This window comes from Amycolatopsis sp. MtRt-6 (assembly GCF_017308975.1).
Taxonomy (GTDB): domain Bacteria; phylum Actinomycetota; class Actinomycetes; order Mycobacteriales; family Pseudonocardiaceae; genus Amycolatopsis.
This window is the reverse complement of sequence record NZ_JADWPD010000027.1, coordinates 158,174-167,504: the sequence shown is the minus strand read 5'-3', so window position 1 is coordinate 167,504 and position 9,331 is coordinate 158,174. Positions and strand designations below refer to the sequence as shown.

Sequence of the window (9,331 nt, the reverse complement as noted above, 5' to 3'; positions counted from 1 at the left end):
TGCTCACCCAGCACGAACAGAACGTCCGCGACAACGCCCGGCCAGGCCCCGCTTGAGCACTACCACACCCCCTCAACCCGACCTGACCAGCACAAACCACGATGAAACAACCCCATTGGGGCGCTTGGTCAGTCGCCCTTGATGAGGTGGGTGGCCAGCTCCGGGCTGAACGTGCCCGCCGGGACGCCCTGACCGTAGCCGCAGCTGCCGTCGGAGTCGCCGGGGACCTTGATCCACAGCTGCATCTCCGGGCCGCCGCCGAGCTGGGACGTGGCGCCGAGCTTGCGCTTCGGCGGGTTGCACCACAGCTTGTCGTCGGGGTTGCCGTGGCCGGCGCCGTTGCGGCTGCTGTCCACCACGAACGGCGCCGCGTAGCCCAGTGCCGAGCCGACGGCCTTGCCGTAGGTCGTCGACTCGGCCGTCGTGTAGAAGTTGGACACGTTCAGCACGAAGCCGTGGATGGACTGCACGCCGACCGACTTCAGCCGCGAAGCCATCGTCGCGGCCGGGATCCAGGTGGCGTTGCCGCCGTCCATGTAGGCCCACGTGTTCGGCGCCTTCTGCGCGAACTGCGTCGCGGCGAACTTCAGCAGGTCGATCCGCGTCTGGCGGGCGTCGCCGGGCAGGCAGTCGAGCTGGGCGAGCGCGTCCGGCTCGATGATCACGATGGCCGGCTTGCCGCCGATGCCGTCGGCGAACGCGGAGATCCAGTCGCGGTAGGCCTGCGGGCTACCGGCGCCGCCGGTGGACTCGCCGCCGCAGTCGCGGCCCGGGATGTTGTAGGCGACCAGCACGGGCAGCTTGTCGGCGACGTCGGCGGCGTAGGTGTAGGAGTCGACCGTCGCGCGGATGTCTCCGCTCCAGTTGCCGAACCAGCGGGCGCCGGGCTTGGTCGCGATCGACGTCCGGATCGAGCCGGCGCGGCTGTCGCCGGGGTGGTCGCGGACCCACGTCGCCGGGTTCGAGTCCGGGTCGACGTAGAAGCCGTTGGTCTTCTCGAGCGGGTTGCCGTCCGCGGCGAGGGCCGGGGACGCGGGGGCGAGCCCGGTGAGCGCCAGCGTGGCGGCCACGAGCCAGGTCCGGATACGCATTTCCCCAGTTTGCCGGCGCGGCGTACACGAATCGTACAAAAACGCGGTGAACCGGATCGAACCCGTGTCCGTACTACTGGGTGAGGGCCGCGGTGTACCTGCCGCGAATCCGTGCCGAGCTGCAGTTTTACCGTCCGGACGGGCGACCCCGTTCGGCCGCTTGCGGGAGCGTCGACCGTCATTCATGATGGGCTTCGGGGTCCGCGAAAATTCGTTAATATCGAATATCCAGGTGTCGGCCATGCTGCGGAAGAACCGTCCGTCCGGAAGTGAACGTCATGCTCCTACCTGTGCCCGGGGCCGCCTGATGGCCGTCGACCTGCCGGGTCTCGCGATCGTCGCCGGGCTGCTGCTGCCGGCCTTCGCCGCGGCGGCCTGGGCGATCTCCCTGGAACGACGGCGGCCCCGCCGCCCGGCCGCACCCGAACCCGGCCAGGAGCCGGACTTCACCGTGGCCGGGATCCAGTCGCGCCTGCGCCGCGAGCTGGTGACGCGGCGGCTGGCCGAAGCGGGCACGGTCGCCCTGCCGACGTTGCCGATCCCCGTGCAGACCCGCCGCGAACCCGCCATGGCCAGGCTGCCGTCCCGCGTGGCCGGTGCCCTCCCGCCGCCGCGCCCGGCCACCGCCGGAGCTCCGGCGCCGCGGTTCGCTTTCGCGCCCCCGGACACGGACCTGATGCGCCGCATCCTCGAGGGACTGCGCAAACTGGACTGACCCTCAGGGCGCGGTGAGCGGCTCTTCCCGGTACGCGCGGTGCAGCAGCTCCACGAAGGACGGTGCGGCGGGCAGCGGCACGGAGCCGATCCGGCTGACCGCCACGCCCGGCGTCCACGAGTTCATCACCACGGCGCCCGCCAGATCCGGCAGATCGGCCGGTGTGATCTCCCGGACGCGCTGGGGCACGCCGAGGCGGTCGAGCTGCCTGCCCACGATGCCCATCGTGATGCCGCGCAGCATCGCGGCCTCGGGCCAGACGACCGAGGTGCCGTCCCAGAATGCGAGGTTCCAGATGGTGGCTTCGCTGAACCGGCCCTGACGGTCGACGAACGCCGCGTCGTCGGCGCCCGCGTCGGCGGCCTGGCGCAGCAGGTAGGTCTTGGCCGCTTCGCCGACCTGCTTCACCTGCGGGAGGAAGCGTTCGTGCTCGCTGATCGCGAGCGTCAGCGGCCCGGCCGGCCCGTCGGCCGGGGAGCCGGTGCGGACCAGCACGTCCGGTTCCGCGCCCGCGCCCGCGGTGAACTCCCCGGAAGACACCGTCGCGATCAGCGAGACGTCACCGGGGCCGGCGGCCAGCGCCGACCGCAGGAAGGAGCGCACCCGGTCGTCGGGCAGCGCCCGGCCGAACAGCTCCACCGACGCCGACCGCAGCCGGTCCAGGTGCAGGTCGAGGCCGCGCACCCGGCCACCGCGCACCTGCATGGCGGTGAAGTGGGCGTAACCGGCGAACGCGAGCGGCGCCAGCTCCTCGGCCGTCGCCGGTCGTCCGTTGCGTTGTGTCACGAAGAGGGCCATACCGGCACCCTAGAATCTGACACCGGTGTGAGGTTCAACCGCGGATGGGGGAGATCACATGAAGATCGGGGAGCTGGCGCGCTCGACCGGCGTCAGTCCACGGCTGCTGCGCTACTACGAGGAGCAGGGCCTGCTCACCGCGCAGCGGGTGGGACAGGGCCACCGCCGGTACGCCGAGGACGCCCCGGCCGTCGTCGGGCACATCCGGACCCTGCTCGCCGCCGGTCTGTCCACCAGCGTCATCCGTGAGGTCCTGCCGTGCGTGGCCGGGCCGGGGCTCGAACTGGAGCACTGCGCGGCGCCGGTGCTCCGGGAGCAGCTGCGCGGCATCGACAGCAAGCTCGCCACGCTGCAGAGCGCGCGGACCGCGCTCGCCGCGCTGCTTTCGGCCACCGAACGGTGATCACAGGGCCGCCGGGGGACTCCGCGTCCGGGATCAGCAGCCGCGGCGACCCCGCGCCGTCGGCCGGGACCGACCAGACGTCCGCGTGGCCCGGGCCGCGGGGCAGGCCGTAGCCGATCGTGCGGTCGTCGAGCCAGGCGGGCTGGTCGTCGACGCCGCGGGTCTCCGCCAGCGGCGTCACCTTCGCTCCCGCCAGGTCCAGCACCGACAGGCGCCAGCCGTTGGCCGGGTCGCCGTCCACAGCGGACTTGAACGCCACCCGCGTCCCGTCCGGGGACAGCGAGGGGCACTCGACGTTCTCGCGCAGTGTGCGGATCGTGTGCGCGGCGAAGTCGCCCGCCACCAGGTAGCGGCGGCCGGCCGTCGACATCGTGGCGTAGAAGTGGCGGTCGTCGCGGGTGAACGTGACGCCCCAGAAGTTGAGGTCGGCCGCCTGGTACGGCTTGCCGTCGAGGGTCACCGCGTAGTCCTCCAACGTGCCCGCGAGGTCGCCGGTCGCGGTGTCGAGGATGCCGGCGCGGGTGGAGAACATGCCGCCGTTGTACGAGTCGCCGGTGACGAACACCGTCCACGCGAGCATCCGGCCGCTCGCCGACACCCGCGCCCGGTTCGGCAGCCCGACCAGCGGGATCTCCCGCTGCACCGCGAGGTTCCGGTCGAGCACTGCCAGCTGGTAGGTGGTCAGGTCGCCGTCCTGGCGCAGGCAGAGCCCGGTGCCGCCGGCGGCGTACACCCGTGCGCACGCCAGCGGCGACACCGTGCGCGCACCGCCGGGGTCGCCGGCGGACACCGTGGTGACGTGCCCGCGGTCGGTGTCGGCGGCGACGGCGATCGCGTGGTCCGGGCCCCAGCAGTGCCAGGCGAGTCCGAAGAGGACGGACGAGGCGAAGTACGCAAGCGCCTGCGCGGTCTGGACCAGGGAGATCCCGGTGGTGCGCAACGACTCCGGCAGCAGCGGGCCGGCGAGCGCCATGAGGACGCCGTCGGTCGCCGCGTAGAACGCGCCGTACAACGCGAGGGCTCCCGCGATCAGCGGCCAGCCGGTCACCGGCCCGGCCAGCAGCAGGTAGACCAGCGCCAGCGCGCCGTAGCCGACGAGCACCACCGGCAGCCGGCCGATCCGGTCGGCGAGCACGCCGAGCGGCGCGGCGAGCAGCAGGTAGCCGAGGTTCGTGCCGACGGCGAGCAGCGGGAACCAGCCGGTGGCGATGTCCTCCTTGTGCTGCAGCAGCAGGTAGCCGAACCCGTCGCCGACCGTGGCCAGCCCGAGCACGCAGGCGGCCACCAGCAGCCGTCGCACGCCGCGGCCGCGCAGCAACGCGGCCGCGGCCCGGGGCGAAACCGGGTTCACCGCCGGCTTCGGCGTCCGGCGGTCGCGGACGAACAGCACCAGCAGCAGCACGCCGATGGCGGCGATGCAGAAGCTGACGACGAACACCGCGTCGAACGCCTCCGGGTCGGTCGCGCCGACCGCGGCCAGTACGGCGAGCGCGACCAGCGGCCCGGCGAACGCGCCCATGCTGTCCATCGCCCGGTGCACGCCGAACGCCCGGCCGAGCAGCGGTTCGGGCGCCGACAGCGTGATCAGCGCGTCCCGTGGCGCGGTCCGCAGGCCCTTGCCGGTGCGGTCGAGCGTGATCACCGCGCCGATCGCGGCCGCCGACGCCCCGGCCGCGAGCAGGCCGAGCTTCGCGACCGCGGACAGCGCGTAGCCGGCGCCGGCCACGACCTTGCGTCGCCGGACGCGGTCGGCGACGTACCCGCCGGCGACCCGCAGCAACGCCGTCGCGCCGGTGTAGAGGCCGTCGACCAGCCCGTACGCGGCGGGGCTCAGGTGCAGCCCGAGGACCAGGTACACGGGCAGGACCGCGGTGACCATCTCCGAGGACACGTCGGTGACCAGGCTGACGGCACCCAGCGCGAAGACGTTCGCGCCGACCGCCGAGAGCTTGCCCTTCGCGGCGTGCTCCCGGCGACCGATGGTGGCGAGGTACACGCGGTTACTGCCAGACGTCGAGGATCGGCGACTTGCTCGCGGCGCCGCCGATGCCGGGCAGACCGTAGGCCGCCTCGATGGTGCGCAGCACGGTGTAGTGGTTGATCGATTCGTTGTAGCTGCCGACCTTGACTCCTCCGCCGGTGAAGGTGGTGAAGATCTGGTTGACCGACGTGCCGCTGTCCTCGTCGAACGTGGTGATCAGGAGGCTGTTGTGCGTCTTGGCCCACTGGGCGTAGGCGTCGAGGTTCTGCTTCAGCCAGGTGTCGCCGGTGCCGATCGAGCAGTCGTGCATGTCTGAGCACATATCGGGCGTGACGAACGAAACGGTCGGCAGCTGGGTGAAGTCGGACGGGAAGGTCGAAAACCGGACGTTGCTCGCGGCGGGGGACCGGTTCGTGAGGTGCTGTGGTCCGGTTCGTGAACACCGGGAAACTTCCGGCGGACAACGGAAAGAGTGGGTGAATGATTTCCGGCGTCAACCTCCTTTCGTTGGTGCGCCAGGGCTTTGACAGGTCGTTCCCAGCTCGTTCAAAGGAACGGTGCCGACACTCGGTCGCATGGAACCCCGCATCCTGCCGCCGCACCGGCTCGACCTGGCCGGCCACCGGCGCCGCAACGGCGTCGTGCCGTGGGTCGCCTATCACGGCGATGACGGCCGTGACCGGTTGATCGCCGCTGTCGAGGCGGCCGGCCTGCGCGGCGGCGGCTCTCCCACGGCGACGAAGCTGCGCGCGGCCCGGGCGACCCACTCGATCGTCGTCGCGACCGGGTGCGAGGGCGATCCGCTGAGCCGGAAAGACGTTGCGCTGCTGGCGCTTTCGCCCCACCACGTGCTCGACGGCCTGCAACTCGCCGCGCACGCCATCGGCGCCGCCGAGGCCGTCCTCCGCGTGCACGTGGGAGGCCCGGCGCTGCCGAGCGTCACCGCGGCCCTCGGCGAGCGCGATGACCGGGTGCCGGTACGGGTCGTGGCGGTGCCGCGCCGGGACGTCACCGGCGAGACCGCGTTCGTCCGCGGCCGGCCGGCCCTGGTCTCCGATGTGGAGACACTGGCGCAGCTGGCGTCGGTGGTGCTCCTGGGGCCGCACCACTACCGCGCGTCCCGGACCGAACTCGTCACGGTGACCGGTGCGGTCCGGCGGCCGGGCGTCGTCGAAGTGGCCGCGGGGACGTCCCTGGCCGGCGTGCTGGACGCGGCCGGGGGCGAAGCGGAACCGGTGCAGGCGGTGCTCGCCGGCGGAACGTGGACCGCGGACCTCGGTGCCGGCCGGCCCGGGATCGCGGCGGTCCACGCGCTCCCGGCGCGCGATTGCGGGCTGGAGTACACCGCGCGGATGCTGGCGTTCCTGGCGGCGGACCCGGCCCGGCAGAGCGGGCCGGGTATGGCCGGCCCGCCGTCGATCGTGGCGGACTTCGCGGAACCGGCCTGCCGCCTCCCGCTGCCGCCGGGCCACGGCGCGGCTCGCCTCGTCGCGAGCGCGTTGCGGGTCTTCGACGCCGACGTCCGCGCACACCGGGCGGGCGGCCGGTGCCGGGTCCCGGCCGGTGTCGCGTGAACGGTGTAGGTGGCTCCGGTGCGATCCCAGCGCACGAGAAGACCGGCGTCGTTGATTTCGGTGCGAACAGTGTGACGATCGCTGACATTGTCGCGTACAGCTTCCGCATTCTCATGGTCGGATTCAACCGGGCGCGGCAAGGTGATGCTGGGAAAAAAGGTCAGCTGTCCGGGATGTCAGGGGAGAAGAATGGGAAGCGAACGGCTGTCTGGCGCAGCACTGTTGTTCCGTCCGGCCGATCCCGCGCCGATCGGATGAGGTTCGTGTTCGTGCTGGTAGGTGGCTGGCCTGGGGCGGGCAAGAGCACGCTGGCGGCCGCGCTCGGCCCGCGGTTGGGGTTGCCGGTGCTGGCCAAGGACGAGATCAAGGAAGCGCTCGCGGAGGAGCTGGGACGTCCCCGCACGGTGGAGGAGTCGCGGCGGCTGGGCCGGGCGGCGGTGCTGGCGGCGCTGCGGGTGGCGCGTCGCTGCCCCGGCGCGGTCCTGGACAGCACCTGGTTCGGCTACACCGCGCCCCTGGTGGCGCAGTTGCCGGGCCGGGTGGTGGAAGTGCGTTGTGTGGTGCCCCTCGAGATCGCCCGGGCGCGCTACTACGCGCGTGCCCCGCACCGGCATCCGGGCCATTTCGACCTGGCACGTGAGGAGGCCGAACTGTGGGGCGAACCCGTCCGCCCGCTCGGCGCCGGCCCGTTGGTGGAGGTCGACACCACCACTGAGCCGGACATCCCCGCGGTGGTCGCCGACATCCTCCGCGCGGCCGGGTGAACCCGGACGGAGAAGTGGCGCTGCTAGGAGTCCTGCGGCGTCAGGGCCGCGGCAAAGCGTGACGCGACCTCCGCGACCGCGGCACGCAGCTCGTCTCCGCCCTGGACACGGAAGGCGAACGGCACGGTCGACAGCCACTCCTGCGCGTACATCGCCGGATTGCTGGTGCTGCCGACGAGCACGCAGCCGTCCCCCGAAGGTCGAAGCCGTCCCATGGGCGGCCGGATCCAGGGCGCGACCTCGGCGAGCGGGGCGTCGAACACGACGCGGGTGGGGAATTCCCAGCCCGTGCCCAGGTTCTCCTCCAACGCGGCGACCGGGTCGAGGTCGCCGGGTGGCTCGAACTCGTGCGCGGTCTGCCCGACCGCGCGAACCCGGTCGACCCGGTAGGTGCGGATCGCGTCCGCCCGATGGGAACGGCACAGCAGGTACCAGCGCCCGTGGCGGACCACGACCGCCCACGGGTCCACCTCGGCCTGCCACGCGTTGCCGGACTCGCTCCGGTAGGTGATCAGCACCCGGCGCCGGGCGGCGACGGCGGCGACGAGTGCGCTGGTGGTGGCGGGATCCGGGCGGGCCGAGTACCGGTCGGGCGCGGCCTTGGCGTGCTCGCGCAGGGCGGCCGCCTGCCGGCCGACGTTCTCGGGCAGCGCCTGGATGACCTTGCCGAGGGCCGCGCCGACCGGGTCGTCGGCGTCGGTGGCTTCCGGCTGGCCGTCGAGCACCGCCATGACCAGGCCCAGCGCCTCGGCCTGGGTGAACACGATCGGCGGCAGCCGCGTTCCCCGCCGGAGCCGGTACCCGCCGTGCGGCCCACGGGCCGACTCGACCTGGATGCCGGCCTCGCGGAGGATCCCGACGTAGCGGCGGGCGGCCCGCTCGGTGACGCCCAGCCTCTCGGCGAGCTGGCCGGCCGTCGTGCCGGGGCGCGCTCGGAGGATCTCCAGGGCGCGCAGTGCCCGGGCGGTGGGGCTGAGTTCGCTCGGCACATCGGCAGGCTAGGCGATCATGCCAGGGAACCGGAAGCGGATTGTCCGGAACTGGCTCTAGCGTGAGCCCCGACCGCACGGGAGAAAGAGACCTGATCATGGACATCCTCCTCGTCGCCGGCCTGTGGCTCGACGGATCCGTCTGGGACGGCGTCGCGGCCGCGCTCCGGTCGCACGGCCACCGCCCGGTGCCGCTGACCCTGCCCGGACAGGGCGACGGATCCACCTCCGCCACGCTCGAGGACCAGGTGGCGGCCGTGCTCGCCGCCGTGGACGCAGCCTCCGGAAAGCCCGTGGTGGTCGGGCACTCGGCCGCGGCCACCCTGGCCTGGCTGGCCGCGGACGCGCGTCCGGACAAGGTCGCCAAGGTGGTCCTCGTCGGCGGCTTCCCGGCCGCCGACGGGAAGCCGTACGCCGATTTCTTCGAGTTGCGGGACGGAGTCATGCCGTTCCCCGGCTGGGAACCGTTCGAGGGACCGGACGCGGCCGACCTCGACGAGGAGGCCAGGCGCGCCTTCGCCGCCGCCGCGATCCCCGTGCCCGGCGGTGTCGCCACCGGCATCGTGCGGCTGACCGACGAGCGACGCTTCGGCGTCCCGGTCACGGTCGTGTGCCCCGAGTTCACCCCGGCCCAGGCCCAGGAGTGGATCGGCGCCGGCGACATCCCCGAACTCGCGCGGGTCGGGGACCTCGGCTTCGCCGACCTCGATTCCGGGCATTGGCCCATGCACACGAAGCCGGCCGAACTCGCCCGGCTGCTCGCGGCCGCGGCCGGTCCGAAATGACATCGGCGGCGCCGGGCGGCTCGGACTGCCAGGGCCGCCACGGTGGCGTTGGCGCCACCGCCGATCACCGCTCCGATGCCGAACGGGCCACTGGCCGAGCACGATGTGGACCTCGGCGACGAGCTCCTTCGCGTCGTCCGGCTGCCGCCCAGTCCCGCATCCGCGCAGCCTTCGCCGACGGTCCGGTGCCCGGGCGCAAATCCGGTCGTGCCGCCGCGAGCGGGCCGTTAG

At 72.8% G+C, this 9,331-nt stretch carries 8 protein-coding genes and 3 pseudogenes; 5 read left to right on the top strand and 6 right to left on the bottom strand.

Annotated features, from left to right (window positions below; translation table 11 throughout):
- Positions 1-128 precede the first annotated feature (128 nt).
- On the bottom strand, positions 129-1,091 hold the full coding sequence (locus tag I4Q55_RS35850) for a glycoside hydrolase family 6 protein (RefSeq protein ID WP_206794569.1): 963 nt from the start codon (positions 1,089-1,091) through the stop codon (positions 129-131).
- Positions 1,092-1,398: 307 nt separating this feature from the next.
- Here I4Q55_RS35850 and I4Q55_RS35845 point away from each other — a divergent pair, with 307 nt between their 5' ends.
- Positions 1,399-1,806 carry a hypothetical protein gene (locus I4Q55_RS35845; protein ID WP_206794566.1) on the top strand — a complete coding sequence of 136 codons (408 nt, stop codon included), beginning with the start codon at positions 1,399-1,401 and terminating at the stop codon, positions 1,804-1,806.
- Positions 1,807-1,809: 3 nt separating this feature from the next.
- Here the strand turns inward: I4Q55_RS35845 and I4Q55_RS35840 are convergent, their stop codons facing one another.
- Positions 1,810-2,604 carry an aminotransferase class IV family protein gene (locus I4Q55_RS35840; protein ID WP_206794564.1) on the bottom strand — a complete coding sequence of 265 codons (795 nt, stop codon included), beginning with the start codon at positions 2,602-2,604 and terminating at the stop codon, positions 1,810-1,812.
- 58 nt (positions 2,605-2,662) lie between these two features.
- Between I4Q55_RS35840 and I4Q55_RS35835 the strand changes: the two genes are divergently transcribed.
- On the top strand, positions 2,663-3,007 hold the full coding sequence (locus tag I4Q55_RS35835) for a MerR family transcriptional regulator (protein ID WP_206794562.1): 345 nt from the start codon (positions 2,663-2,665) through the stop codon (positions 3,005-3,007).
- A 13-nt stretch (positions 3,008-3,020) separates the two neighbouring features.
- On the opposite strand, the pseudogene I4Q55_RS51075 reads toward I4Q55_RS35835, so the two are convergent.
- The 3 pseudogenes from I4Q55_RS51075 to I4Q55_RS35820 form a co-directional block, all read right to left on the bottom strand.
- Positions 3,021-3,824, bottom strand: a pseudogene (locus tag I4Q55_RS51075) (hypothetical protein); the annotation flags it as partial.
- Positions 3,825-5,003: pseudogene (locus tag I4Q55_RS35825) on the bottom strand (MFS transporter); the annotation flags it as partial. It lies immediately after the preceding pseudogene.
- Between the two features lie 4 nt (positions 5,004-5,007).
- Positions 5,008-5,391 (bottom strand): annotated as a pseudogene (locus tag I4Q55_RS35820) (alkaline phosphatase family protein); the annotation flags it as partial.
- Positions 5,392-5,563: 172 nt separating this feature from the next.
- Here I4Q55_RS35820 and I4Q55_RS35815 point away from each other — a divergent pair.
- Both I4Q55_RS35815 and I4Q55_RS35810 read left to right on the top strand, forming a co-directional pair.
- The gene (locus tag I4Q55_RS35815) at positions 5,564-6,562 is read left to right on the top strand and encodes an SLBB domain-containing protein (protein WP_206794560.1); all 999 of its coding nucleotides are present in this window, start codon (positions 5,564-5,566) and stop codon (positions 6,560-6,562) included.
- Between the two features lie 254 nt (positions 6,563-6,816).
- Positions 6,817-7,326 (top strand): AAA family ATPase, encoded by a 510-nt coding sequence (locus I4Q55_RS35810; RefSeq protein ID WP_206794558.1) that lies wholly within the window; start codon positions 6,817-6,819, stop codon positions 7,324-7,326.
- Between the two features lie 23 nt (positions 7,327-7,349).
- On the opposite strand, the gene I4Q55_RS35805 is transcribed toward I4Q55_RS35810, so the two are convergent.
- On the bottom strand, positions 7,350-8,315 hold the full coding sequence (locus I4Q55_RS35805; RefSeq protein WP_206794556.1) for a YafY family protein: 966 nt from the start codon (positions 8,313-8,315) through the stop codon (positions 7,350-7,352).
- A 98-nt stretch (positions 8,316-8,413) separates the two neighbouring features.
- On the opposite strand from I4Q55_RS35805, the gene I4Q55_RS35800 reads away from it, so the two are divergent.
- Positions 8,414-9,100 (top strand): alpha/beta hydrolase, encoded by a 687-nt coding sequence (locus tag I4Q55_RS35800; protein ID WP_206794554.1) that lies wholly within the window; start codon positions 8,414-8,416, stop codon positions 9,098-9,100.
- Positions 9,101-9,331: the final 231 nt, after the last annotated feature.

Excerpts from the sequence above, each read along its gene's own strand:
- I4Q55_RS35850 (WP_206794569.1), bottom strand. The coding sequence starts at position 1,091 with ATGCGTATCCGGACCTGGCTCGTGGCCGCCACGCTGGCGCTCACCGGG.
- I4Q55_RS35845 (WP_206794566.1), top strand. The coding sequence starts at position 1,399 with ATGGCCGTCGACCTGCCGGGTCTCGCGATCGTCGCCGGGCTGCTGCTG.
- I4Q55_RS35840 (WP_206794564.1), bottom strand. The coding sequence starts at position 2,604 with ATGGCCCTCTTCGTGACACAACGCAACGGACGACCGGCGACGGCCGAG.
- I4Q55_RS35835 (WP_206794562.1), top strand. The coding sequence starts at position 2,663 with ATGAAGATCGGGGAGCTGGCGCGCTCGACCGGCGTCAGTCCACGGCTG.
- I4Q55_RS35815 (WP_206794560.1), top strand. The coding sequence starts at position 5,564 with ATGGAACCCCGCATCCTGCCGCCGCACCGGCTCGACCTGGCCGGCCAC.
- I4Q55_RS35810 (WP_206794558.1), top strand. The coding sequence starts at position 6,817 with ATGAGGTTCGTGTTCGTGCTGGTAGGTGGCTGGCCTGGGGCGGGCAAG.
- I4Q55_RS35800 (WP_206794554.1), top strand. The coding sequence starts at position 8,414 with ATGGACATCCTCCTCGTCGCCGGCCTGTGGCTCGACGGATCCGTCTGG.